Raw genomic sequence first — 24516 nt, forward strand, 5'->3', positions numbered from 1 at the left:
TTTCACTCCTCAGTTCATTCGGCGGCGCAGGAAACGCCCCGCGCGCCCGATAATCTTTTTGTCGCTGCCGTAGCTCATCACGCCGTTAACCATCACCGCCTCAATACCGTCCGCCGGACGTTTCGGGTCGGAGAAACTGGCGACATCGCGCACCGTCAGCGGGTCAAACAGCACCAGGTCGGCGTAGTAGCCCACTTTTACCAGCCCACGATCCGCCAGCTGGAAGCGCGCCGACGACAGCCCGGTCATTTTGTGGATCGCGGTAGTCAGCGGAAACAGGCGTTCATCGCGGCAGTAGTGGCCCAGGACCCGCGGAAACGCGCCCCACAGCCGCGGATGCGGCATCGGGTCGTTCGGCAGCCCGTCGGAGCCAATCATGGTCACCGGATAACCCAGCACCCGCCGTACGTCCTGCTCGTCCATGTTGTAATAAATAGCGCCTGCCGGCATCAGCCGCGCCGCGGCGTCGTGCAGGCTCACCTGCCATTCATCGGCGATCTGCTGCAGCGTTTTTCCGGCCTGCTCGGGCTGTGCTTCCGACCAGGTGATGACGATATCGAACTCATCGGTGACCTGCTTCATATCCAGCGTCGACGAGCTGGCGGAATAGGGGTAACAGTCACAGGCGATCTCCTGGCGCTGGCGCATCTCATCGAAGAAAGCCAGCGTCTCCTTCGTGCGACCCCAGTTTTTCGCGCCGGCGCACTTATGGTGCGAGACCACCACCGGCACGTTGCCGTGGCGACCAATGCGGAACGCCTCGTCGAGCGCCTCCAGAATCGGCTCGAACTCCGAACGCAGGTGGGTGGTGTAAATTCCCCCCTCTGCCGTCAACTCCTCAGCGAGCGCCATCACTTCTTCGGTGGTCGACTGGAAGGCGCTGGCGTAGGCAAGTCCCGTGCTCAATCCTAAAGCGCCCTGCCGTAGCGCATCGCGCAACTGTATGCGCATGCCGGCGATTTCCGTCTCGCTCGCCGGGCGGAACAGGTCATCCATATGGTTATTGCGCAGCGCGGTGTGCCCAATCAGCGTCCCGACGTTAAGCGAGGGTCGCGCGGCCTCTACCGCATGGGCATAGGCTTCGACGGTGGGATAGATAAAGTGCTGTCGTTCGCCGAGAAGATTCATCGGGTCTGGCACCTCGCCGCGCATGGTGGCGGTTGCCGCGCTGATCCCACAGTTGCCGACGATCACGGTTGTCACCCCCTGGCTGAGCTTAGGCAGATACTCCGGCATGCGGATGACGTTGATATCGTCATGGGTGTGAACATCGATAAAGCCAGGCGCCAGTACCCGCCCCTGGCCATCAATCACCTGCTCCGCCGCGACGTCAAGCGCCGGGGCGATAGCCATTATTCGGTCGCCCTTCACCGCCACATCAGCACGGTATTGCGGCCCGCCGCTCCCGTCGATCACCGTGACGTTTTTGAAAAGCCAGTCAACTTTCATAGCAATTACTCCCTTTCGACATACCGACAAGTTAACCATTTACAAGTGCAAAAAACAGTGGAAAACTACGCAAAACCCAGATCATTTTGTGATACTTTTATTCAAAATGAATAACATTTTTATATTAAAACTATATTTATCAAATAGTTATAAATGATACCAAGAGACTAACCGATTATAACCCCTGAAAGGATAGTGTTATGAAATACCATTCAGCACCGCTCATTCCGCATAAATCCGCCCTCATGTCCGCGCCGGCTAATCTGCTGGCGGAAGAGGGCTGTCTGCCTGCCGCGCTGCTAAAAAAGTCGGCGCTGGAAAATAATATTTCATGGATGCAGCGCTACGCCGATGCCCGCGGCGTATCGCTGGCGCCGCATGGTAAAACGACAATGACGCCATGGATATTTCAGGCGCAGCAGCGAGCGGGAGCGTGGGGGATCGGCGTGGGCAGCGCCTGGCAGGCCAGCGCGGCGATGGCCAGCGGCATCCAGCGCGTCCTGATGGTCAATCAGCTGGTCGGTAAGGCCAATATGCAGGTGGTCGCGCAGCTAAAAGCCCACTACCGGGCAGTGGATTTTATCTGCTGTGTCGATAGCGAGGCCAACGTGCGCGCCCTCTCCGCGTTCTTCGCCGCCCAGGGGCAAACGCTGGATGTGCTGATTGAACTTGGCGTGCCGGGCGGGCGCTGCGGCTGTCGTAGCGTGGATGACGCGCTGGCATTGGCGCAGCGGGTCAGCGACCTGCCGGGGCTACGGCTACGCGGTCTGGAATTGTATGAAGGGGTCCTGCACGGCGACGATCCGCAACCGCAGGTGGAAGCGCTATTACAACAGGCTGCAGCGCTAGCCTGCCGCATGGAGCCGCTGGTTGACGGCGAATTTATTCTCACCGGCGCGGGCACCGTCTGGTATGACGTGGTGTGCAACATCTGGCTGGCGGCGGCAAAACCGCGCCGCTGCCGTATCGTCATTCGCCCTGGCTGTTATATCACCCACGATCGCGGGATCTACGATCTCGCCCAACAAGCGCTGATCGCCCGCGATCCGATTGCCTGCGATCTCGCCGGCGATCTCACTTCAGCGCTGGAGCTGATGGCAATGGTGCAATCGGTGCCGGAGGCAGATCGTGCGGTGGTGAATTTCGGCAAGCGCGACTGCGCCTTCGACGCCGGGCTGCCGCAGCCGATCGCCCATTATCGTCACGGCAGGGAGTTAGCGCTGCGCGCTGAGTCGATCGTCAGCATCGGCATCATGGATCAGCACTGTATGCTGCGCCTGGCGCCGGGCAGCGATGTGCAGGTCGGCGATATTCTGCTGTTCGGCACCTCGCACCCGTGTCTGACCTTTGATAAGTGGAAGACGTTGCTGCTGGTCGATGACGACTACAACGTGCTGGACGAGCTCGAGACGCTGTTTTGACAGGCATCCCGGGTGACGGCGCTCCGCGCCTTACCCGGGCTACACAACCCGCGACGTTCAGTAGCCCGGCTAAACGTAGCGCAAGCCGGGGGATGCCCCGGTGGCGGCGCTTCGCGCCTTGCCCGGGCTACACAACCCGCGACGTTCGGTAGCCCGGCTAAGCGTAGCGCAAGCCGGGGGATGTCCCGGGGGACGGCGATTTGCGCCTTACCCGCCCTGGCGCAAGGCGCAAATCTCATCATGCAGTGAACCACTGATGACGACCCCCTGCTGCTCACTCTGCTGGCGACAGGCGAACCGCCGCTCTCCCGGTAACCGTGCCCCTTGCTCCTGCATCCCTCTGAACAGGGTTTCGGCGCGCGCCAGCTGCTCCTGTGCCTGCGCGCCGAGAAAGCGCTGCGGATCCAGCGCCAGGATAAGCTCGCCGCCGTAGGGGAGACCTCCCGCGCCGTTATCCCACGCCAGCGATTCGGCGCTGGTCATATCGCCAATAAGCGGCCCGGCCAGCAGCTCAACCATTGCCGCCAGCGCCGAGCCCTTATGGCCGCCGAAGGTTAACATCGCGCCGTTCAGTACCTCTGTGGCATCGGTAGTCGGCTGCCCCTGGCTGTCGATTCCCCACCCTTCCGGTAGCGCTTTGCCGGCGCGCTGATGCAGCTGGATCTCGCCGCGCGCCGCGGCGCTGGTCGCCATATCAACAATAAACGGCGGCTCCTCCCGCCGCGGCCAGCCAAAGGCGATAGGGTTGGTGCCGAACAGCGGACGGGTGCCGCCCGCCGGGGCGACCCAGGCATGGCTTGGCGTACAGGCCAGCCCCACCAGCCCTGCCTCAGTCAACGGCTCAATATCGGCAAACAACGCGGAAAAATGGACGCAGCGGTTAATCGCCAGCGCCGCAATACCGCTGTGCCGCGCTTTCTCCAGCAGCAGCGGCAGCGCGCGTTCGTAGGCCAGCAGCGAAAAGGCGCCCCCGGCATCCGCCCGCACAATCGCCGGCGCCTGGTCGTGGATCTGCGGCTCGGCATCAGGCGAAACCTTACCTTTACGCAAGGTATCGACAATGCCCAACAGCCGCCACAGGCCGTGGGAAGCGCAGCCGTCGCGCTCCCCGGCAGCCACGTTACGGGCGATGGCCGCCGCGTGGTCGGCGCTGAATCCATTGGCGCTGAGCACCGCCAGCGCCAGATCATAAGCTTCTGGTAACGATAGGGTTACCGACCCCATACTGTTCTCCTTTACTCTTCTTCGTCTCCGCTAAAATTAGCCTGCGGCAGACAGCTGCGCGCGCCCCAGTAATAAATCCCCAGCGACATCGCCGCCACCAGCACCGTATCCCAGGGGTGACCAATAACATTAAGCCCGCCGAAGCTGCCCAGCCAGGAAAAGAGGATAATCAACGCATAAAAAGCGATCAGCCACAGCGAAGACTTCACCTGCTGCGCCAGGCTCACGGTATGTTCCGGCACCTTGCCTTTGCACATCACATACACCACAAACATCACGATCTGCAGCCCCAGCAGCCACGAGAGCGTATTCCAGCCGGACCAGTAGACGATCAGCGCCGAGACCATAAACGACACCGGGCCGATGATGCCGAAGGCGCGCACGCGGAACGGCCGCGGCAGATCCGGGGCGTTGCGGCGCAGCCCGGCGGCGGTCACCGGGGCGATGGCGTAGCTCAGCACCAGGGCCGCCGACACCACGCTTATCAGCTGTTCCCAGGAGGGGAACGGCAGCGTCCAGAAAATCGACAGCCCAAAGGTCAGCCACAGCGCCGGGCGCGGAATACCGGACGCTTTATCAATATGGGTAAAGGCTTTAAAGAAAGTACCCGCCTTCGCCCAGCCGTAGATCACCCGCGGCGTCGCGTTCATATAGATATTGCCGGTGCCGCTCGGGGAGATGATCGCATCGCTTATCACCATAAAGGCCAGCCAGCCCATGCCGAGGGTAATGGCGATATCGCGATACGGCAGCGAGAACTGTTTGCTCACTTCGGCCCAACCGCCGTTCAGCATCTCGGTGGGGATACTGCCAAGGAACGCCAGCTGCAGCAGCACGTAGATAATCGTCGACAGCACCACTGATAAAATCAACGCGATAGGGATAGTCCGCTGTGGCTTTTGTACTTCGCTGGCCACCGAGATAATCGGCGTCAGTCCCAGATAGGCGAAGATAATTCCCCCGGCGCTGATCGCCGCTTCCACCCCGGACATACCAAACGGCGCAATGCCCTGAGCATGCAGGTTCTCAGGTTTAAAGAAGGCGAACAGCGTGACCACCACCAGCAGCGGCACCAGAAACTTGAGCACGCTGATGAAGTTGTTCGAGCGGGCGAAGGTCTTGACGCTGTAGTAGTTCAGCGCGAAGAAGAAACAGAGCAGCAGGAACTGCACCCCCCACCCCAGCAGCGTCGGCGAGCTGGAGCCCGGCTGGGTCAGCGCCGGAAACCAGGCCGCGGCATATTGCCGGGCGGCGACAATTTCTATCGAGATCAGGCTGGAGAAGGCGATCAGGGTGATGAACCCCAGCAGATAACCCATCAGCTCGCCGTGGGAAAAGACCGGGTAACGAATAATGCCGCCGGCGCGCGGCAGCGCCGCCCCCAGCTCGCAGTAGACAATCCCCAGCAGTAGCACCGCAAAGCCGCCGATCACCCACGACGCGATACCAGCCGGACCGGCAATGGATGCCACATGGCTGGCGGCGAATAACCATCCGGAGCCGAAGATCGCCCCCAGGCCGATAAAGGTGAGGTCGGTCAGGGTCAGCTGTTTTTTAAACTTACCCGACTCCGCAACGCGGGTTTGACTGTTATGCGTAGTGTGAATGGTCATGGTGATGCCCTTGCGTCAATGAGAGGAGGAAATCGCTTCCCGGGTCCACTGGCCGTTGACCAGGCGCAGCAGGTTTAAAGGGTTCGCATCCTGCAGCGCCGGCGGTAACAGGGCGGCCGGCGCATTCTGCAGGCAGACCGGGCGCAGAAAACGCTCAATCGCCCGGCTGCCGACCGACGTCCCGCGCGCATCGGTCGTCGCCGGCCATGGGCCGCCGTGGACCATCGCATCGCACACTTCCACGCCGGTGGGATAACCGTTAAACAGCACCCGTCCGGCCTTCTCGCACAGCAGCGGTAGCAGACTCGCCGCCAGCGGGCCGTCGTCCGCTTCCGCGTGCAGCGTCGCGGTGAGCTGTCCTTGCAGCGCTTTCACCACCGCCTGCAGTTGGGCCGCGTCGTCCACTTCCACCAGCAACGATAGCGGGCCGAAAACTTCGGTCTGGAGCAGCGTATCCTGCGCCAGCAGATCCTCGACCTGAGCCTGCCACAGCTGGGTTTGCGCCTGCCCGGCGCCGGCGGCGAGGCCGCTCGCCAGCCTCTCGATACGCGGATGCGCCGCCAGCGCCGCCACGCCCTGGCGGTAGTGCTGAAGGGTCGGCGCATTGAGCAACACCTGCGGCGCGCAGCCCGCTACCGCCGCGCACAGCGCCGACTTAAAGCGTTCCAGTCCGGCGCCGCGCAGCGCCAGAATCAGTCCCGGACGGGTACAGAACTGGCCGCCGCCGAGGGTAAATGACGCCACCAGCGCGTTCGCCAGCGCCTCGGCCCGCGTCTGCAGCGCCTGCGGCAGAATAATCAGCGGGTTAATCGCCGACATTTCAGCAAACAGCGGGATTGGCTGCGGGCGCTGCTGCGCCAGCTGATATAGCGCCTTACCGCCGGCCAGCGAGCCGGTAAAGCCAACGGCCTGAATCGCTGGATGGCGAACTAATTCGGCGCCGATATCCGTCCCGAAAATCATATTGAATACGCCGCCGGGTAACCCACACCGCGCGACCGCCCGGACGATCGCGTCAGCGGTCAGCTCGGCGGTGGCCATATGGCCCGCATGGGCTTTCACCACCACCGGGCAGCCAGCCGCCAGCGCCGAGGCGGTATCGCCGCCAGCGGTGGAAAAGGCCAACGGAAAGTTGCTGGCGCCAAACACCGCCACCGGCCCTAACGCCTGCTGATATTGACGCAGGTCCGGGCGCGGCAGCGGCTGACGGTCGGCTAAGGCGGTATCAATACGGGCGGCGAAGGTATCCCCGCGCAGGATCACGCCAGCAAACATCCGCAGCTGGCCGCTGGTTCGCGCCCGCTCGCCCTGCAGCCGCGCCAGCGGCAGCGCGGTCTCCTGTTCGGCGATAGCAAAAAACGCCTCCCCCAGCGCGTCCAGTTCATCGGCAATGGCGCAGAGAAAGTGCGCCCGCTGCTGCGGCGCGGTCTGTGAATAAACGGCAAACGCCTGCTGCGCCGCCTCCGCGGCCTGGGCAGCCTCCGCGCGGGAAGCCGGATAAAAGCGATGGCCGGTGGACTCGCCATCCACCGCCCGCAGGCTCAATAGCGTCGCTTCGCCGCTGGCAACGCGGCGTCCGGCGATAAACTGCCGTCCCGCCGTGGTTTGAGATGCATTCATACTGACTCCTGTGCTCAGAGGCCAACGTCCGGCAGGGCAGGACGAGTCGCCAGCGCCTGTTCCACGATCGCCACCACCTGCTGGCGCGTTTCGCCTTCCAGCGCCAGACGCGGCGGACGGGTCACAGCGCTGCCGCGTCCGAGTAGCTCTTCGCACAGTTTGATGCACTGCACCAAATCCGGACGTGCATCGAGATGCAGCAGCGGCATGAACCAGCGGTACAGCGCCATCGCTTCTTCGTAACGCTGTTGGCGGGCGAGACGGAATAACGTTTCCCCTTCGCGCGGGAAGGCGTTGGACATTCCGGAGATCCACCCTTCCGCGCCGACGGCGATGCTTTCCACCACCACGTCATCCAGCCCGGCAAACAGCACGAAGCGGTCGCCAACGGTGTTACGCAGGTCGATAAAGCGGCGGGTATCGCCGGAGGAGTCTTTAAAGCAGACGATGTTGTCGCAATCGGTCAGGGTGGCGAGAATGTCCGGCGTCACGTCGTTTTTGTAAATCGGCGGGTTGTTGTAGACCATGATCGGCAGGTCGGTGGCAGTGGCCACGCTGCGGAAGTGAGCGGCGGTTTCATGCGGTTTTGAGGAGTAGACCAGCGCCGGCATCACCATGATCCCGTCGACGCCGACGCGCTCCGCCTCTTTCGCCATCTTCTGGGCAAAGGCGGTGGTGAACTCGGCCACCCCGGCGATCACCGGAATTTTGCCGCCGGCGGCATCTTTCGCCACCTCGATAATCTGCAATTTTTCATCAGTGCTCAGGGAGGTGTTCTCCCCTACGCTGCCGCACACCACCAGCCCGGAAACGCCATCTTTGACCAGGTTTTTCATCACCGCGTGGGTGGCGTCTAAATCGAGGGAGTAATCGCTACGAAACTGCGTGCTCACCGCCGGGAATACGCCGCTCCAGTGAATCGCTTTATTGCTCATGCTCGGTTCCTTGTCGTCATTTTGTTAAGTCGATGTGAATGATTGGTGAATATTCACTGACAGATTGACGCGTCGCGGAACCGGCGGCTTGTCGGTTTTCCCTTAATCCGATGACGAAATTAGCACAGTCGACAAAAGTGTGAGCCAGCCGTTATCCCTGCAGCGTCAGGCGAAAATCGCGCGGCGTCGAACCGGTCATCGCTTTGAACTGGCGGCTGAAGGCGCTGTGATCGGTATAGCCGCACTGCAAGGCGATATCGGTAATCGGCGTGTCGCCGGCCAGCAATTCGGTGGCTTTTTCCAGACGCACTTTGTGGATCATCTGCCGCGGCGTGAGATGAAAGATCCGTTTGCAGTAGCGCTCGATCTGCGCAATCGACATCCCGCTCAAGGCGGTCAGCTCTTCCATGGCGATCGGCCGGTGATAGTGGCGGCGGATATGATCGTCGACGATCGCCAGCCGCTGCCACGCCGGATGGCGGGCGTGGGCCTCCTGCAGATCGTGAGAGATCCCGGCCATGCCGATCACCTGTCCGCGGACATCGCGCAGCGCCAGCTTCTGCGTCAGGCACCAGCCGCGTTCCCGGCCATTGTAGAGATGCATTTCCAGCTGGTCGCGCAGGGTCACGCCCTCCCGCAATACCCGAAGATCCTGTTCGGTGTAACCCTGACCCAGCGCGGAAGGAAAGACGTCGGCGGAGGTTTTCCCCAGCAGCGAGGAGACGGTTTTGAAACCGCAGCGGCGGGCCAGCGTCAGATTCGCCAGCAGATAACGCGCTTCGCTGTCTTTGATAAAAAAGACCACGTTGGGGATGGCATTGAGCAGAGGGGCGATCAGCGCCAGGGCATTGAGCAGCGCCGCCATATTCTCCGGCCGCTGGCGCGCCAGCCCTTCGCAGATCTGGCTCAGCTCATCGACCGCCAGCTCCGGTTGATTAACAGCGCGCGGCGGCGCCGCTTCAGACACACCGAACATAGGGCTTCCTCATGGTAAGTGACCGAAGGATATTTATTCACTTCCTGTTAACACCTCAAGCGGCAACCGCCGGTTTTGCGATCCTGGATCCGCTTTACGCCTTCCCCTGGTTTATCCACTGGCGCAATCGCCACTTTCGGTTTACCACGCCATTAACAGAATGATTAATAAGAAATAATTATGCACAAAATGAACATCCCCCCGGCGCTATTATGCCGATTTCGTCATTATCTCTGCCGAAAGCGTTCAAGCCGCCCGTCACGGGTTGCGCCAGCATGATGAAACATATTGTTAACTTCCGGAGAGCAGAATGACCGCGCCACGCCCCCCTGTTACGCTGAGAGCCATTGATTCACACACCGGCGGCGAACCCACCCGCCTGATCGTTGACGGCTTCCCCGACCTCGGCGGCGGCAGCATGGCGGAGCGTCGCGACCGTTTCGCCCGTGACTTCGATCGCTGGCGTCAGGCGGTGATTCTCGAACCGCGTGGCAGCGATGTGCTGGTCGGCGCGCTGCTTTGCAAACCGGTCTCGGCGGCGGCCACCGCTGGCGTCATTTTCTTCAACAACGCCGGTTTTCTGAATATGTGCGGCCACGGCACCATCGGGCTTATCGCCTCGCTGGCGTGGCTTGGCCGTATCCAGCCAGGCGTTCATCTGATTGAAACCCCGGTCGGCGACGTAAGCGCCACGTTGCACGACGATGGCAGCGTATCGGTGCAAAACGTCCCGGCCCGCCGCTGGAAAAAGCAGGTCCGCGTGGAGACCGCGCGGGGTCCCGTCATCGGCGATATTGCCTGGGGCGGCAACTGGTTTTTCCTGATTAACGATCACCCGTTCGCCATTACCCCGGCGCACATTCCACAGCTCACCGACTACGCCTGGGCGGTGCGCGAGGGGCTGGAGGCCGCGGGGATCCGCGGCGACGACGACGGCGTTATCGACCATATCGAGCTGTTCGCCGATGACGATGCCGCCGACAGCCGTAGCTTTGTACTCTGTCCGGGAAAGGCCTGGGATCGTTCGCCGTGCGGCACCGGCACCAGCGCCAAGCTGGCCTGCCTGGCGCAGGATGGCAAACTCCAGCCGGGAGCGATCTGGCGCCAGGCCAGCATCATCGGCAGCCAGTTTACCGCCAGCTACCAGCGCGCCGCCGCAGGCATCATTCCAACGATCCGCGGCGAAGCCTGGGTGTGCGGCGATAACCAGTTGATCCTCAACCCGGACGATCCCTTCTGCTGGGGGATCGCGCCGTGAAGCCGTGCGATGTCATCGTGATCGGCGCCGGGATCATCGGCGCCGCCTGCGCGTGGCAGCTGGCGAAGCGGGGGCAGAAAGTGACGCTTATCGATGACGGTCAACCCGGCGCCACGGCGGCGGGTATGGGCCATCTGGTGTGCATGGATGACGACCCCGCCGAACTGGCGCTGTCGGCGTGGTCGCTGGCGCGCTGGCGCGCCATCACCCCGCGGATGCCCGCCACTTGCGCCTGGCGCGGCTGCGGCACGCTGTGGCTGGCGGAAAGCGAAGAAGAGATGGCAGTCGCGGGTGAAAAACAGCGGCGGCTGGCTGGCTATCAGGTCCACAGCGAACTACAGACCCCACAGCAGATCGCCGGGCGCGAGCCGCTGCTGCGCAGCGGGCTGGCCGGCGGGCTATGGGTACCAGGCGACAGCATCGTCTACGCGCCAAACGTCGCCCGCTGGCTGATGGCCGATGCCGGAGACCATCTCACCTGCCTGCACGACAGCGCGCAGGCGATTACCGAACCGGAGGTGCTGCTCGCCAGCGGCAAACGGCTACAGGCGCGGGCCATCGTGGTGGCCTGCGGCCTGGAGGCCAATACGCTGTTGGCGGAAAACTGGCTGCGGCCCAGGAAGGGTCAGCTGGCAATTACCGATCGCTACGGGCCGCGGGTGCATCACCAGCTGGTTGAGCTGGGCTACGGCGCCAGCGCCCACGGCGGCGGTACCTCGGTAGCGTTTAACCTGCAGCCGCGGCCCACTGGCCAGCTGCTGATTGGCTCTTCGCGCCAGTTCGATAATCGCGAGCGCCAGCTGGATCTCCCCTTGCTGGGGCAGATGCTCGACCGCGCCCGCCATTTTGTGCCGGCGCTGGCGACGCTGAATATCATCCGCTGCTGGAGCGGCCTGCGCGCCGCCTCGCAGGATGGCAATCCGCTGATCGGCCCGCACCCCACGCGCCGCGGTGTATGGCTGGCGCTGGGCCATGAAGGACTGGGGGTCACCACCGCCCCGGCGACGGCTGAGCTGCTGGCGGCGCAGATCCTCGGCGAACGCTGCCCGCTGGCGCCTGAGGCCTGGCTCCCGGCCCGTCTGTACCATCAGGAGGCGATCGCATGAATAGCACGCTCAATATCACTGTCGATGGCGAAGCGCTGACGGTGCCGGAAGGTATCAGCGTGGCGGCAGCGCTGGCGTTGACCGGCGATCCCACCACCCGCCAGGCGGTTAACGGCGAGCCCCGCGCGCCGTTTTGCGGCATGGGGGTCTGCCAGGAGTGCCGGATCACCGTCGACGGCCGGCGGGTGCTGGCCTGCCAGACCCTGTGCCGGGCCGGTATGCAAATAGAAAGGAGCCGCTATGTACACGCTGCGCTGTGACATTTTAATACTCGGCGCCGGCCCCGCCGGCATGGCGGCAGCCCTCGCTGCCGCCGCCTGCGATAAACAGGTCATTATTCTCGACGATAACCCCGCCCCCGGAGGGCAAATCTGGCGCGCCGGCCCGCAGGCGACGCTGCCCGCCCTGGCCCGGCGCTACCGCGACGCCATCGCCGCGTCTGCCGCCATCCGGGTGGTGAACGGCGCGCGGCTGATTGCCCGCCCCTCCGCGCGCAGCGTGCTGTTTGAAACCGCCGACGGCGGTGGCGTGGTTTACTGGCAGAAACTGATCCTCTGCTGCGGCGCGCGCGAGCTGTCGCTGCCCTTTCCCGGCTGGACCTTACCCGGCGTGACCAGCGCGGGCGGCCTGCAGGCACAGATCAAACATGGCCTGTCGCTGAAAGGCGAAAAAGTGGTGATTGCCGGCAGCGGCCCGCTGCTGCTGGCGGTGGCGGATACGGTGAACAAGGCCGGAGGCCAGGTAACGAATATCGTTGAGCAAGCGCCGCTCCCGGCGCTGCTGCGCTTCGCCAGCGGGCTGTGGCGCTGGCCGCAGAAGCTGCGCCAGTTAGCGACGCTGGCTCCGAAAGGCTATCTTAGCGGCTCCCAGGCGATCCGCGCCCACGGCGCAACGCGGCTGGAAGCCGTGACGCTGCGCCAGCGCGGCGTCGAGCGGACTGTCGCCTGCGATCGGCTGGCTATCGGCTACGGGCTGGTGCCCAATATCGAGACGGGGCTGCTGTTCGGTTGCGCCACGGCGCAGGAGGCGATCCAGGTTAACCGCTGGCAGCAGACCAGCCTCGCGGATATTTACGCCGCCGGGGAGTGCACCGGTTTCGGCGGGAGCGAGCTGGCGCTGGCGGAGGGCGAAATCGCCGGGTATGCCGCCGCCGGGGCCAGCCAGCAGGCCCAGGCGTTATTTGCCCGTCGCGCCCGCTGGCAGCGCTTCGCCACGGCCATCAACCGCACCTTCCGGCTGGCGGAGTCGTTGAAAAACGCGGCGACGCCGGAGAGCCTGCTGTGCCGTTGCGAAGATGTGCGCTGCGGCGATGTGGCAGCCGCCGACGACTGGCTACAGGCCAAGCTTACCCAGCGCTGCGGAATGGGCGCCTGTCAGGGGCGCACCTGCGCCGCCAGCGCCCGCTGGTTGTACGGCTGGCCGCTGCCGCAGCCGAGAGAGCCGCTGTCCCCCGCCCGTGCGGAAACGCTTATTGCCCTCGCCAGGCTGAGCGCCGAGCCGTAACCGCTACTCTTCTTCATCACCGCGCCCGGCAGGGACGCCAAGCGCAATAAACTCCTCCAGCAGCGAGGTCAGTTGCTGCAGCTTTTCCGTAGTGAACTGAGCCTCCAGCAGGCGATAGGTTTCTTCCACCTCCGCCTGGGCGCTTTCGTACAGCGCGGTTCCGGCAGGCGTCAGCGAGACGTACAGCTTGCGCTGATCGTTAACCGGCTTCAGCCGCAGCACCAGTCCATCCCGCTCCATGCGCGTCAAAATCCCGGTCAGACTGGGGCGCAGAATACAGGCGCGAAAAGCCAGATCGTGAAAGTCCATTGACGGACGTTCGGCGAGGATACGCACGATCCGCCACTGCTGTTCGGTGAGATTGTGTCGTTTGACGATCGGTCGAAAGTAGGCCATCGCCGCTTCACGCGCCTGCAACAAGGCAATGGTTAATGAATCATGCATAGTATCCCCTCAACGGCCTCATCTAAAACTTATTAACAACTTAATAATTAGCTTTAATCCTGCCATGTACAACCGGTTTCTGCACCTGAAAAGTACCAGCCTTTCCCAGAAAAATATTCAACCATTTGATTAATAACGAATAAGTTATTGAAGTGTAAATATTGTGTTAATCCGATCACAAAACATTCACTTCCAGTTGCTAAACCTCATCGCAAAGCATAAAAGATGATCATTAATATATTAACGAAATCCCTTTGAACCGAAATCAGTCCCAGAGGAGTGGTGAATGAAAGGTACCATCTTCGCCGTTGCGCTCAATCATCGCAGCCAGCTCGACGCCTGGCGCGAGGCGTTTCAACAGGCCCCCTACAAAACGCCGCCGAAAACCGCGGTCTGGTTTATCAAGCCGCGCAATACCGTGATTGGCGATGGCGAGGCGATCCCCCATCCGCAGGGCGAAACCGTGCAAAGCGGCGCCACCGTGGCGCTGATTGTCGGCAAAACCGCGCGCAAGGTGGCGGCGGAAGAGGCAGCGAACTATATCGCCGGCTACGCGCTGGCGAACGACGTCAGCCTGCCGGAAGAGAGTTTTTATCGCCCGGCGATCAAGGCCAAGTGCCGCGATGGTTTCTGCCCCGTCGGCGCGCTGTCGCCGGTGCGCAACGTCGATAACCTGACCATCATCACCGAAATCAACGGCCGCGAAGCGGACAGCTGGCATACCGGCGATCTGCAGCGTAACGCCGCGCAGCTGCTGAGCGCCTTGAGCGAGTTCGCCACCCTCAATCCCGGCGACGCGATCCTCATCGGTACGCCCCACTCCCGCGTTACGCTGCGTCCCGGCGATCGCGTACGCATTCTCGCCGAGGGCTTCCCGGCGCTGGAAAACCCGGTTGTCGCAGAAGGAGAGCTGGCATGAAACAGGCACGTATTGAATGGCAGGGACAGGTACGCGATGCGGTGGTCGATGAACGTGACCAGGTGCGCCTGGACGATGGCACGGTATTGAAAGAAGGTGAATTCCGCTGGCTACCGCCCGCCGACGGCACGCTGTTCGCGCTGGGGCTGAACTACGCCGACCACGCCAGCGAGCTGGCGTTTAAGCCGCCAACCGAGCCGCTGGTATTTATCAAAGCGCCAAACACCTTTACTGGCCACCAGCAGCAGTCGGTACGCCCGGATAACGTGGAATACATGCACTACGAAGCTGAACTGGTGGTGGTGATCGGTAAAACCGCCCGCCGCGTCAGCGAAGCCGAGGCCATGGACTATGTCGCCGGCTATACCGTCTGCAACGACTACGCGATCCGCGACTATCTGGAAAACTACTACCGGCCAAACCTGCGGGTGAAAAGCCGCGACACCCTGACGCCGATCGGCCCGTGGATCGTCGGCAAAGAGGCGATCCCGGATCCGCATAATCTGGCCCTGCGCACCTGGGTCAACGGCGAGCTGCGCCAGCAGGGCACCACCGCCGATCTGATCTTCAGCATCCCGTTTCTCATCGCTTACTTAAGCGAATTTATGACCCTGCAACCGGGCGACATGATCGCCACCGGCACGCCGAAAGGGCTGTCCGACGTGGTGCCAGGCGACGAGGTGATCGTTGAAGTCGAGGGCGTGGGCCGCCTGGTCAACCATATCATCAGCCAGCAAGCGTATGAGGAGACACTGTCATGAAAAAGATTAACCATTGGATCAACGGTAAAAACGTTGCCGGCGCAGACTATTTTCATACCACCAACCCGGCCACCGGCGAAGTGCTGGCGGAAGTCGCCGCCGGCGGTGAAGCCGAAGTCCATCAGGCGGTAGCGGCGGCGAAAGAGGCCTTCCCGAAGTGGGCTAACCTGCCGATGAAAGAGCGCGCGCGTCTGATGCGCCGCCTCGGGGATCTGATCGACCAGAACGTCCCGGAGATCGCGGCGATGGAAACCGCCGATACCGGTCTGCCTATCCACCAGACCAAAAACGTGCTGATCCCGCGCGCCTCCCACAATTTCGAGTTTTTCGCCGAAGTGTGCCAGCAGATGAACGGTAAGACCTATCCGGTCGACGACAAGATGCTGAACTACACCCTGGTGCAGCCGGTGGGCGTCTGCGCGCTGGTGTCGCCGTGGAACGTGCCGTTTATGACCGCCACCTGGAAGGTGGCGCCGTGCCTGGCCTTGGGGAATACCGCGGTGCTGAAGATGTCCGAGCTGTCGCCGCTGACCGCCGACCGTCTGGGCGAACTGGCGCTGGAAGCGGGTATTCCGGCGGGGGTACTGAACGTGGTGCAGGGCTACGGCGCGACGGCGGGCGATGCGCTGGTACGCCACCATGACGTGCGCGCGGTATCGTTTACCGGCGGTACCGCCACCGGGCGCAACATCATGAAAAATGCCGGGCTGAAAAAGTACTCCATGGAGCTGGGCGGCAAATCGCCGGTGCTGATTTTCGAAGACGCCGATATTGAGCGCGCCCTCGACGCCGCGCTGTTCACCATCTTCTCGATCAACGGCGAACGCTGCACCGCCGGCTCGCGCATTTTCATTCAGCAGAGCATCTACCCCGAGTTCGTTAAACGCTTCGCCGAGCGCGCTAACCGCCTGCGCGTCGGCGATCCAACCGACCCGAACACCCAGGTCGGCGCGCTGATTAACCAGCAACATTGGGAGAAAGTCTCCGGCTATATCCGCCTCGGCATTGAAGAAGGAGCGACCCTGCTGGCCGGCGGCGCGGATAAACCGTCCGACCTGCCGGCGCATCTGAAAGCCGGCAATTTCCTGCGCCCGACGGTGCTGGCGGATGTCGACAACCGCATGCGCGTCGCGCAGGAAGAGATTTTTGGCCCGGTCGCCTGCCTGCTGCCGTTCAAAGACGAGGCGGAAGGGCTGCGCCTGGCGAACGATGTGGAATACGGCCTGGCGTCGTATATCTGGACCCAGGACGTCAGCAAAGTGCTGCGTCTGGCGCGCGGTATTGAAGCCGGGATGGTGTTCGTCAACACCCAGAACGTCCGCGACCTGCGTCAGCCGTTCGGCGGCGTGAAGGCCTCCGGCACCGGCCGCGAAGGCGGCGAGTACAGCTTTGAAGTGTTCGCCGAAATGAAAAACGTCTGCATCTCGATGGGCGACCATCCGATCCCGAAATGGGGAGTCTGATATGGGTAAGTTAGCGTTAGCAGCAAAAATCACTCACGTGCCGTCGATGTACCTGTCTGAGCTGCCGGGGAAAAACCACGGCTGCCGCCAGGGCGCTATCGACGGGCATAAAGAAATTGGCAAGCGCTGCCGGGAAATGGGCGTCGATACCATCATCGTGTTCGATACCCACTGGCTGGTCAACAGCGCCTACCACATCAACTGCGCCGACCATTTCCAGGGCGTCTACACCAGTAACGAACTGCCGCACTTTATTCGCGACATGACCTACGACTATGACGGCAACCCGGAGCTGGGTCAGCTCATCGCCGACGAGGCGGTGAAGCTCGGGGTACGCGCCAAAGCGCACAATATTCCGAGCCTGAAGCTGGAGTACGGCACCCTGGTGCCGATGCGCTACATGAACAGCGATAAGCACTTCAAGGTGGTGTCCATTTCCGCCTTCTGTACCGTTCACGACTTTGCCGACAGCCGCAGGCTGGGCGAAGCGATCCTCAAAGCCATTGAGAAATATGACGGCACCGTGGCGGTGCTGGCCAGCGGCTCGCTGTCGCACCGCTTTATCGACGATCAGCGTGCCGAAGAAGGCATGAACAGCTACACCCGCGAGTTCGATCATCAGATGGATGAGCGGGTGGTGAAGCTGTGGCGCGAGGGCAAATTTAAAGAGTTCTGCACCATGCTGCCGGAGTACGCCGACTACTGCTACGGCGAAGGCAACATGCACGACACGGTGATGCTGCTCGGTCTGCTGGGCTGGGATAAATACGACGGCAAGGTGGAGTTTATCACCGAGCTGTTCGCCAGCTCCGGCACCGGCCAGGTTAACGCCGTGTTCCCGCTGCCGGCGCAGGCGTAAGGAGGCCCTATGCCGCATTTTATCGCCGAATGTACCGACAACATCCGCGAGCAGGCCGATCTGCCTGGGCTGTTCGCCAAAGTCAACGAGGCGCTGGCCGCTACCGGCATCTTTCCGATCGGCGGGATCCGCAGCCGTGCCCACTGGCTGGATACCTGGCAGATGGCCGACGGCAGGCAGGATTACGCCTTTGTCCATATGACGCTGAAGATCGGTGCCGGGCGAAGCCTGGAGAGCCGTCAGGACGTGGGAGATATGCTGTTCGCGCTGATCAAATCCCACTTCGCGGCGCTGATGGAGAGCCGCTACCTGGCGCTGTCGTTCGCCATGGAAGAGCTCGATCCGACGCTGAACTACAAACAGAACAACGTGCACGCCTTATTTAAATAACGTGCAAATTGCCCGGTGGCGCTGCGCTTACCGGGCCTACAGCGGCCATGAATTGTAGGCCGGATAAGCGAAGCGCCATCCGGCAATACAATGCCACAGGAATCACTATGCTCGATAAACAGACCCGAACCCTGATTGCCCAGCGGCTGAATCAGGCCGAAAAACAGCGTGAACAGATCCGCGCGATCTCGCTGGATTATCCGTCGATCACCATTGAGGACGCCTACGCCGTACAGCGCGAGTGGGTCGAGATGAAGATCGCCGAAGGCCGCGTACTCAAAGGCCACAAGATCGGCCTGACCTCAAAAGCCATGCAGGCCAGCTCGCAGATCAGCGAGCCGGACTACGGCGCGCTGCTTGACGATATGTTCTTCCACGACGGCAGCGATATCCCCACCGACCGCTTTATCGTTCCGCGTATCGAAGTCGAGCTGGCGTTCGTGCTGGCCAAACCGCTGCGCGGCCCGAACTGCACTCTGTTTGATGTCTACAACGCCACCGACTACGTGATCCCGGCGCTGGAGCTGATTGACGCCCGCTGCCACAACATCGACCCGGAAACCCAGCGCCCGCGTAAAGTGTTCGACACCATTTCCGATAACGCCGCCAACGCCGGGGTGATCCTCGGCGGCCGCCCGATCAAGCCCGACGAGCTGGATCTGCGCTGGATCTCCGCCCTGCTGTATCGCAACGGCGTGATTGAAGAGACCGGCGTCGCCGCAGGGGTGCTGAATCACCCGGCCAACGGCGTGGCCTGGCTGGCGAACAAGCTGGCGCCTTACGACGTCCAGCTGGAAGCCGGGCAGATTATTCTCGGCGGCTCCTTTACGCGTCCGGTACCGGCGCGCAAAGGCGACACCTTCCACGTTGATTACGGCACCATGGGCGCGATTAGCTGCCGGTTCGTCTAGGAGGAATATGATGAATAACGCCTTTAAAGACGCCATAAAAGCGGGTCGACCGCAGATTGGCCTGTGGCTGGGACTGACCAGCAGCTACAGCGCTGAGCTGCTGGCCGGGGCCGGGTTCGACTGGCTGCTGATCGACGGCGAGCACGCGCCAAACAGCGTGCAGACGATACTGACCCAGCTGCAGGCGATCGCCCCTTATCCCAGCCAGCCGGTGGTGCGCCCCTCGTGGAACGACCCGGTGCAGATTAAACAGCTGCTGGATATCGGCGCGCAAACCCTGCTGGTACCCATGGTGCAGAACGCCGACGAAGCGCGGCTGGCGGTGAAAGCCACCCGCTATCCGCCCGCGGGTATTCGCGGCGTCGGCAGCGCCCTCGCCCGGGCCTCGCGCTGGAACCGCGTCCCGGATTATCTCCATCAGGCTAACGACGCGATGTGCGTGCTGGTGCAAATCGAAACTCGCGAAGCGCTCAACAATCTGCCACAGATCCTCGATGTCGAGGGCGTGGACGGCGTGTTTATCGGCCCGGCGGATCTGAGCGCCGACATGGGCTTCAGCGGCAACCCGCAGCACCCGGAAGTACAGGCCGCCATTGAACAGGCCATCCAGCAAATCCGTCAGGCCGGTAAGGCGCCGGGGATCCTGATGGCCAATGAAGCGCTGGCGAAGCGCTATCTCGAACTGGGCGCGCTGTTCGTCGCCGTCGGCGTCGATACCACCCTGCTGGCGCGCGGCGCAGAAGCGCTGGCGGCCCGTTTTACCCACACCGCAACGACCACAACCGATAACAATAAATCCGTCTATTGAACGGATAATGTGGAGCGCAACATGACTACCTCTACCCTGCAACACAATGATAATAAAGCCGTTGAAGTAGAAAACCGGGTGATCAAAAAGCTGTTCCGCCGCCTGATTACCTTCCTGTTTGTTCTCTTTGTTTTCTCATTTTTGGACCGCATTAATATCGGCTTCGCCGGCCTGACGATGGGCAAAGACCTCGGTCTGACCTCCACCATGTTCGGCCTGGCGGCGACGCTGTTCTACGTCACCTACGTGCTGTGCGGGATCCCCAGCAATATCATGCTGGCGAAAGTCGGCGCACGCCGTTGGATCGCCGGAATTATGGTGGTCTGGGGGATCGCCTCGACCTGCACCATGTTCGCCACCAGCCCGCATACGCTGTACATCCTGCGCATGCTGGTCGGCATCGCCGAGGCTGGTTTTCTACCGGGGATCCTCGTCTATCTGACCTGGTGGTTCCCGGCCTACCATCGCGCCCGCGCCAACGCCCTGTTTATGATCGCCATGCCGGTGACCATGATGCTCGGCTCGATACTTTCCGGCTATATTCTGGCGCTCGACGGCCTGTGGAACCTGAAGGGCTGGCAGTGGCTGTTTCTGCTGGAAGGCCTGCCGTCGGTGGTGCTCGGCGTCGTCACCTGGTTCTTCCTCAACGACACGCCGGATAAAGCCAACTGGCTCGATAGCGAAGAAAAACAGGCGCTGAAGGCGATGATCGATCGTGAACGGGAAAATGCGGCGGTCGTTCCGGCTTCGCCGCGTTCCACGCTGCGCGAAGTCCTGACGCCAGCGGTGCTGATGTATACCCTGGCCTACTTCTGCCTGACCAATACCCTGAGCGCCATTAATATCTGGACGCCGCAGATCCTGCAGAGCTTCAACACCGGCAGTAGCAACATCATGATTGGCCTGCTGGCGGCGATCCCGCAGTTCTGCACTATTTTCGGCATGATCTGGTGGAGCCGCCGCTCCGACCGGCGCAAAGAGCGCAAAATGCATACCATCCTGCCCTACCTGTTCGCCGCGGCGGGTTGGCTGCTGGCTTCGGCAACTCACCACAGCCTGATCCAGCTGATCGGCATTATTATGGCTTCGGTGGGATCCTTTACCGCGATGGCCATTTTCTGGACCACCCCGGATCGGGTGATCAGCCTGCAGTCGCGCGCGGTGGCGCTGGCGGTAATCAACGCCATCGGCAACGTCGGCTCTGCCGTCAGCCCGCTGTTGATCGGCATTTTGCGCGATACCACCGGCAGCTTTAGCTCCGGGCTATGGTTTGTCGCCGGGCTGCTGATTGTCGGCGCGCTGGTGCTCACCCGCATTCCAATGAGCCAGCGTGAGGACGCCGCCGCCGCGCCGGGCTTAGCGGCGCAAAAAGGCCACTAAGGAGCGGGTATGTGCCAGCATTCCATCGCCAATATCGATATCAATAAAGATTACGACGAGAGCCTGGGCACCGAGGAGGTGCACTATCAGTCGTTTTCCCGCATGGCGGCCTTTTTTGGCCGCGACATGCAGGCGCATCGCCACGACCGCTATTTCCAGATGCACTATCTTGATACCGGGCAGATTGAGCTGCAGCTTGATGACCATCGCTATTCGGTGCAGGCGCCATTGTTTGTGTTAACGCCGCCCTCGGTGCCGCACGCCTTTATTACCGAGTCCGATAGCGATGGCCATGTGCTGACGGTGCACGAAGAACTCATCTGGCCGCTGCTGGAGGTGCTCTATCCCGGCACGCGGGAGACCTTCGGCCTGCCGGGGATCTGCCTGTCGCTGGCGGATAAACCCGACGAGCTGGCGGCGCTGGCCCACTACTGGCAGCTGATCCGCCGGGAATCCACCGCCCAGTTGCCGGGGCGCGAGCACACCCTGGCGCTGCTGGCGCAGGCGGTCTTTACCCTGCTATTGCGTAACGCAAAGCTCGACGATCACGCCGCCAGCGGCATGCGCGGCGAGCTGAAGCTATTCCAGCGCTTTAACCAGATGATCGACAGCCACTACCATCAGCACTGGACGGTACCGGATTACGCCAGGGAGCTGCACCTGACCGAATCGCGGCTGACCGATATCTGTCGCCGCTTTGCCAACCGTTCGCCTAAACGGCTGATATTCGACCGCCAGCTGCGCGAGGCGAAGCGCCTGCTGCTGTTCTCCGATAGCGCCGTCAATGAGATAGCCTGGCAGCTGGGGTTTAAAGACCCCGCTTATTTTGCGCGCTTTTTTAGCCGCCAGGTCGGCTGCTCGCCCAGCAGCTACCGGGCGCAAAAAGTACCGGTATCGTAATTCCCCGCTGGCGCTGCGCCTGCCGGGCGATGGTCCACAGGTCGGTTCAGCGCCGCGCCAGCCGGCAAACGCTGCAGAGATCACAAAATTCACTCCCGCCTGAAAAGTACCCGTCGTTGTCGCAAACGTCCCTTCACGACAAGCGCAATAACCGCTTCAATTGAACAACAAAAACAAAACATATATTTAACATCATTTCCGATAAATACTGAAGAGGCCCCCTATGAAACCTGAAGATTTCCGCGCCGACGCGAAACGCCCGTTAACTGGCGAAGAGTATTTAAAAAGCCTGCAGGATGGCCGCGAAATTTATATCTACGGCGAGCGCGTGAAGGATGTCACCACCCACCCAGCCTTCCGTAACGCCGCGGCCTCCGTCGCTCAACTGTACGATGCGCTGCACAAACCGGAGATGCAGGATTCCCTGTGCTGGGGCACCGATACCGGCAGCGGCGGCTACACCCATAAATTCTTCCGCGTGGCGAAAAGCGCCGACGATCTGCGCCAGCAGCGCGACGCCATCGCCGAGTGGTCGCGCTTAAGCTACGGCTGGATGGGCCGCACCCCGGACTATAAAGCCGCCTTCGGCTGCGCGCTGGGCGCCAACCCGGCGTTTTACGGCCAGTTCGAGCAGAACGCCCGCAACTGGTACACCCGCATTCAGGAAACCGGCCTGTACTTTAACCATGCGATCGTCAACCCGCCGATCGACCGCCACAAGCCGGCCGATGAAGTGAAGGACGTCTACATCAAGCTGGAAAAAGAGACCGATGCCGGGATCATCGTCAGCGGCGCGAAAGTGGTCGCCACCAACTCGGCGCTGACCCACTACAACATGATCGGCTTCGGCTCCGCGCAGGTGATGGGCGAAAACCCGGACTTCGCGCTGATGTTCGTCGCGCCGATGGACGCCGAAGGCGTCAAGCTGATCTCCCGCGCCTCCTATGAGATGGTCGCCGGCGCGACCGGCTCCCCGTACGACTATCCGCTCTCCAGCCGTTTCGACGAGAACGACGCGATTCTGGTAATGGATAAGGTGCTGATCCCATGGGAGAACGTGCTGATTTATCGCGACTTCGACCGCTGCCGCCGCTGGACCATGGAAGGGGGTTTCGCCCGCATGTACCCGCTGCAGGCCTGCGTGCGTCTGGCGGTAAAACTGGACTTTATCACCGCCCTGCTGAAGCGCTCGCTGGAATGTACCGGCACCCTCGAGTTCCGCGGCGTGCAGGCCGACCTCGGCGAAGTGGTGGCGTGGCGCAACATGTTCTGGGCGCTGAGCGATTCCATGTGCTCGGAAGCGACGCCGTGGGTCAACGGCGCATGGCTGCCGGATCACGCCGCTCTGCAGACCTATCGCGTGATGGCCCCGATGGCCTACGCCAAGATCAAGAACATCATCGAGCGCAACGTCACCAGCGGCCTGATTTATCTGCCGTCCAGCGCCCGCGATCTGAACAACCCGCAGATTGACCAGTATCTGGCGAAGTATGTGCGCGGCTCCAACGGTATGGATCACGTTGAACGTATCAAGATCCTCAAACTGATGTGGGACGCCATCGGCAGCGAGTTCGGCGGCCGCCACGAGCTGTATGAAATCAACTACTCCGGTAGCCAGGATGAGATTCGCCTGCAGTGTCTGCGCCAGGCGCAGAGCTCCGGCAATATGGACAAGATGATGGCGATGGTCGACCGCTGCCTGTCCGAGTACGACCAGAACGGCTGGACGGTGCCGCATCTGCACAATAACGCTGATATCAACATGTTGGATAAGCTGCTGAAGTAATTCGCAGCGGGAGGTCATAATGCAATTAGATGAACAACGCCTGCGTTTTCGCGATGCCATGGCCAGCCTGTCGGCGGCGGTTAACGTGGTCACCACCGCAGGCGAAGCCGGCCGCTGCGGGATTACCGCCACGGCGGTGTGCTCGGTGACGGATACGCCGCCCTCGGTGATGGTGTGTATCAACGCCAACAGCGCGATGAACCCGGTGTTTCAGGGCAACGGCAAGTTGTGCATCAACGTGCTGAACCATGAACAGGAAATCATGGCCCGTCATTTCGCCGGGATGACCGGGGTGACGATGGAAGAGCGTTTTGCCCTCAGCGGCTGGCAGCAGGGCGCGCTCGGGCAGCCGGTGCTGAAGGGGTCGCTGGCCAGTCTCGAAGGGGAGATTAGCCAGGTACAAACCATCGGCACCCACCTGGTCTATCTGGTTGAAATCAGGAACATAACCCTGAGCCAGCAGGGCCACGGGCTGATCTACTTTAAGCGCCGCTTCCACCCGGTAATGATGGAAATGGAAGTCGCAGTGTAATCGCCTTGTCTGCTCCTCCCCGGTTGGGGAGGAGCGTTAACCCACAGCGTCGCAGGCCACAATCTCCTGTGATCACAATCACATAATCCCGCCCTGTTCACTTCGTAGCCAACCGCTTACCCCTTCCAGTAACCGCTTAACCTCCTATACAACCACTCACCCATTTACTCATCTTTACGCGCGCGCCGGTCTGGCAAGATCGGAGGCAGCCTAGCTAATCAATACCTCCATCAACTCTTACTTAAAACCAGACGGCTT

General features: G+C 61.8%; 24 protein-coding genes and 1 pseudogene. 18 read left to right on the plus strand and 7 right to left on the minus strand.

Going from position 1 to position 24516, the window contains the following annotated elements:
* Window positions 1-9 precede the first annotated feature (9 nt).
* Window positions 10-1449 carry a D-aminoacylase gene (locus QLG03_RS15335; RefSeq protein ID WP_072421109.1) on the minus strand — a complete coding sequence of 480 codons (1440 nt, stop codon included), beginning with the start codon at window positions 1447-1449 and terminating at the stop codon, window positions 10-12.
* Here QLG03_RS15335 and QLG03_RS15340 point away from each other — a divergent pair.
* Both QLG03_RS15340 and QLG03_RS15345 read left to right on the plus strand, forming a co-directional pair.
* Window positions 1427-1606 carry a hypothetical protein gene (locus QLG03_RS15340; protein WP_255989591.1) on the plus strand — a complete coding sequence of 60 codons (180 nt, stop codon included), beginning with the start codon at window positions 1427-1429 and terminating at the stop codon, window positions 1604-1606. The genes QLG03_RS15335 and QLG03_RS15340 overlap by 23 nt on opposite strands.
* Before the next feature lie 43 nt (window positions 1607-1649).
* Complete coding sequence (locus QLG03_RS15345; protein ID WP_032454775.1) at window positions 1650-2870, plus strand: amino acid deaminase; 1221 nt, start codon at window positions 1650-1652, stop codon at window positions 2868-2870.
* 207 nt (window positions 2871-3077) lie between these two features.
* On the opposite strand, the gene QLG03_RS15350 is transcribed toward QLG03_RS15345, so the two are convergent.
* The 5 genes from QLG03_RS15350 to QLG03_RS15370 all read right to left on the minus strand — a co-directional run bounded on the left by QLG03_RS15350 (window position 3078) and on the right by QLG03_RS15370 (window position 9238).
* A complete protein-coding gene (locus QLG03_RS15350; protein ID WP_087827565.1) occupies window positions 3078-4094 on the minus strand; it encodes an Ldh family oxidoreductase in 1017 nt (338 codons plus the stop codon).
* An 11-nt stretch (window positions 4095-4105) separates the two neighbouring features.
* Entirely contained in the window at window positions 4106-5707 is a 1602-nt protein-coding gene (locus QLG03_RS15355; protein WP_044525289.1) for an APC family permease, read from the minus strand.
* A 15-nt stretch (window positions 5708-5722) separates the two neighbouring features.
* On the minus strand, window positions 5723-7327 hold the full coding sequence (locus QLG03_RS15360) for an aldehyde dehydrogenase (NADP(+)) (RefSeq protein WP_255989595.1): 1605 nt from the start codon (window positions 7325-7327) through the stop codon (window positions 5723-5725).
* 14 nt (window positions 7328-7341) lie between these two features.
* Window positions 7342-8262, minus strand: a complete 921-nt coding sequence (locus QLG03_RS15365; RefSeq protein ID WP_004204197.1) for a dihydrodipicolinate synthase family protein — start codon at window positions 8260-8262, stop codon at window positions 7342-7344.
* A 151-nt stretch (window positions 8263-8413) separates the two neighbouring features.
* Entirely contained in the window at window positions 8414-9238 is an 825-nt protein-coding gene (locus tag QLG03_RS15370; RefSeq protein ID WP_255989597.1) for an AraC family transcriptional regulator, read from the minus strand.
* 310 nt (window positions 9239-9548) lie between these two features.
* On the opposite strand from QLG03_RS15370, the gene QLG03_RS15375 reads away from it, so the two are divergent.
* The 4 genes from QLG03_RS15375 to QLG03_RS15390 are packed head-to-tail and all read left to right on the plus strand — an operon-like array spanning window position 9549 to window position 13105.
* On the plus strand, window positions 9549-10496 hold the full coding sequence (locus tag QLG03_RS15375) for a 4-hydroxyproline epimerase (protein ID WP_255989599.1): 948 nt from the start codon (window positions 9549-9551) through the stop codon (window positions 10494-10496).
* Window positions 10493-11602 (plus strand): FAD-dependent oxidoreductase, encoded by a 1110-nt coding sequence (locus tag QLG03_RS15380; protein ID WP_072414072.1) that lies wholly within the window; start codon window positions 10493-10495, stop codon window positions 11600-11602. Before QLG03_RS15375 ends, QLG03_RS15380 begins: the two co-directional genes overlap by 4 nt.
* Entirely contained in the window at window positions 11599-11862 is a 264-nt protein-coding gene (locus QLG03_RS15385) for a (2Fe-2S)-binding protein (RefSeq protein ID WP_255989602.1), read from the plus strand. The genes QLG03_RS15380 and QLG03_RS15385 overlap by 4 nt, the downstream gene beginning before the upstream one ends.
* Window positions 11843-13105, plus strand: coding sequence for an FAD-dependent oxidoreductase (locus tag QLG03_RS15390; protein ID WP_255989604.1), 1263 nt, complete (start codon window positions 11843-11845; stop codon window positions 13103-13105). The genes QLG03_RS15385 and QLG03_RS15390 overlap by 20 nt, the downstream gene beginning before the upstream one ends.
* A gap of 3 nt (window positions 13106-13108) precedes the next feature.
* On the opposite strand, the gene hpaR is transcribed toward QLG03_RS15390, so the two are convergent.
* The gene (gene hpaR, locus QLG03_RS15395; protein WP_002887503.1) at window positions 13109-13549 is read right to left on the minus strand and encodes a homoprotocatechuate degradation operon regulator HpaR; all 441 of its coding nucleotides are present in this window, start codon (window positions 13547-13549) and stop codon (window positions 13109-13111) included.
* A 64-nt stretch (window positions 13550-13613) separates the two neighbouring features.
* On the opposite strand from hpaR, the pseudogene QLG03_RS15400 reads away from it, so the two are divergent.
* From QLG03_RS15400 to QLG03_RS15455, 12 genes and pseudogenes are all read left to right on the plus strand, one after another.
* A pseudogene (locus QLG03_RS15400) lies at window positions 13614-13778 on the plus strand (hypothetical protein).
* A gap of 57 nt (window positions 13779-13835) precedes the next feature.
* Entirely contained in the window at window positions 13836-14468 is a 633-nt protein-coding gene (locus QLG03_RS15405; protein WP_023291853.1) for a fumarylacetoacetate hydrolase family protein, read from the plus strand.
* Entirely contained in the window at window positions 14465-15229 is a 765-nt protein-coding gene (locus tag QLG03_RS15410; RefSeq protein ID WP_044525284.1) for a fumarylacetoacetate hydrolase family protein, read from the plus strand. The genes QLG03_RS15405 and QLG03_RS15410 overlap by 4 nt, the downstream gene beginning before the upstream one ends.
* On the plus strand, window positions 15226-16692 hold the full coding sequence (gene hpaE, locus QLG03_RS15415) for a 5-carboxymethyl-2-hydroxymuconate semialdehyde dehydrogenase (RefSeq protein ID WP_255989607.1): 1467 nt from the start codon (window positions 15226-15228) through the stop codon (window positions 16690-16692). The genes QLG03_RS15410 and hpaE overlap by 4 nt, the downstream gene beginning before the upstream one ends.
* Window position 16693: 1 nt before the next feature.
* A complete protein-coding gene (hpaD, locus tag QLG03_RS15420; protein WP_002887492.1) occupies window positions 16694-17551 on the plus strand; it encodes a 3,4-dihydroxyphenylacetate 2,3-dioxygenase in 858 nt (285 codons plus the stop codon).
* 9 nt (window positions 17552-17560) lie between these two features.
* Entirely contained in the window at window positions 17561-17941 is a 381-nt protein-coding gene (locus tag QLG03_RS15425; RefSeq protein WP_023291850.1) for a 5-carboxymethyl-2-hydroxymuconate Delta-isomerase, read from the plus strand.
* A gap of 107 nt (window positions 17942-18048) precedes the next feature.
* Entirely contained in the window at window positions 18049-18852 is an 804-nt protein-coding gene (gene hpaH / locus QLG03_RS15430) for a 2-oxo-hept-4-ene-1,7-dioate hydratase (RefSeq protein WP_087849132.1), read from the plus strand.
* Window positions 18853-18862: 10 nt separating this feature from the next.
* Window positions 18863-19660 (plus strand): 4-hydroxy-2-oxoheptanedioate aldolase, encoded by a 798-nt coding sequence (hpaI, locus tag QLG03_RS15435; RefSeq protein WP_117136493.1) that lies wholly within the window; start codon window positions 18863-18865, stop codon window positions 19658-19660.
* Window positions 19661-19681: 21 nt separating this feature from the next.
* A complete protein-coding gene (hpaX, locus tag QLG03_RS15440) occupies window positions 19682-21040 on the plus strand; it encodes a 4-hydroxyphenylacetate permease (protein WP_023291848.1) in 1359 nt (452 codons plus the stop codon).
* Between the two features lie 9 nt (window positions 21041-21049).
* Window positions 21050-21940, plus strand: a complete 891-nt coding sequence (gene hpaA / locus QLG03_RS15445; protein WP_023291847.1) for a 4-hydroxyphenylacetate catabolism regulatory protein HpaA — start codon at window positions 21050-21052, stop codon at window positions 21938-21940.
* 223 nt (window positions 21941-22163) lie between these two features.
* Window positions 22164-23726, plus strand: a complete 1563-nt coding sequence (hpaB, locus tag QLG03_RS15450; RefSeq protein WP_002887473.1) for a 4-hydroxyphenylacetate 3-monooxygenase, oxygenase component — start codon at window positions 22164-22166, stop codon at window positions 23724-23726.
* A 19-nt stretch (window positions 23727-23745) separates the two neighbouring features.
* Window positions 23746-24258: a 4-hydroxyphenylacetate 3-monooxygenase reductase subunit gene (locus tag QLG03_RS15455; protein WP_023291846.1), complete on the plus strand. Its 513-nt coding sequence runs from the start codon at window positions 23746-23748 to the stop codon at window positions 24256-24258.
* Window positions 24259-24516 lie beyond the last annotated feature (258 nt).

The sequence above is a fragment of the Klebsiella sp. V115_8 genome, assembly GCF_029967715.1.
GTDB lineage: Bacteria > Pseudomonadota > Gammaproteobacteria > Enterobacterales > Enterobacteriaceae > Klebsiella > Klebsiella quasipneumoniae.